This is a genomic window from Mycobacterium sp. 1165178.9, from assembly GCF_001673555.1.
In the GTDB taxonomy this organism is placed as follows: Bacteria; Actinomycetota; Actinomycetes; order Mycobacteriales; family Mycobacteriaceae; genus Mycobacterium.
The window spans coordinates 1-908 of sequence record NZ_LZMB01000251.1; the positions used below are offsets into that span (position 1 = coordinate 1).

At 68.7% G+C, this 908-nt stretch carries 1 protein-coding gene; it reads right to left on the reverse strand.

Annotation, left to right across the window (positions count from 1 at the left end):
• Nucleotides 1–53: 53 nt before the first annotated feature.
• Nucleotides 54–908: S8 family serine peptidase (locus tag A5652_RS11380; protein ID WP_156745279.1), on the reverse strand; the 855-nt coding region annotated here is incomplete at its 5' end.

A 908-nucleotide genomic window follows, 5' to 3' on the forward strand; every position in this document is an offset into this window, starting at 1 on the left:
CACGCCGACCACCCGCCGATTGCTGCCGCGGCTGAACCCGGCCAGGTCGGGCCTCATCGAGCCCTCCGCAGCCGCGCCGCGATCGCGAACACGAGCACCCCGGCGGCCACCATGCCCAGGAATCCGATGGCGATGTTGCGTGCGCGGTGGTCGGGCGGCGGGGGCGGCGGCGCCGGGGTGATGACCCGGCTTTGGGCGCCCGGGGGCATCCGCTCGCCCGGCGGGATGTTGAAGGTCAGCGCTGCGACGGGGTCCACCAGCCCGTACCCGACCTTATTGTCAACGCCCGCAGGCGGATTGTGCGCCGACTGCACGATGCGGTTGATCACCTGATGCGCGCTGAGTTCGGGGAATTTCGCCCGGACCAACGCCGCGACGCCGCTGACGTAGGCCGCCGAGAAACTCGTTCCCCAGAACGGCATGTTCTTCTCGCCCGGTCGCGACGGCGGATAGGCATTGACCGGGCCGCCGCCTTGGGGCGAGAGGCCCATGATGTGGGTTCCCGGCGCGGCCACACCGACCCAGGGGCCCGACATGCTCTTGTCGAGCGGGGCACCGCTGGCGTCGACGGCACCTACCGACAGGACGTAGTCGGAAAACCAAGACGGCGCCGAGACGATCTTGACCTGATGCCAGTCCCGGGGATCCGATGGGTCCAACGGGTCATAGGTCGGGTTGTTGTTACAGCCGGCTTCCCCATCGTTGCCCGCGGCCGCGACGATCACCGCGTCCTTCGCGGTGGATGCATACCACAGCGCCGCACCCAACGCTCGCTGATCGGCCGGGGAGGCGGCGGGTAGGCATGCGGTGACCGAGACGTTGATCACTTTGGCCCCCATGTTCGCGGCGTGAACCACCGCGCGCGCAACCGAATTCAGCGTTCCGGCCTTGACTTTCTCGTCGGAGTA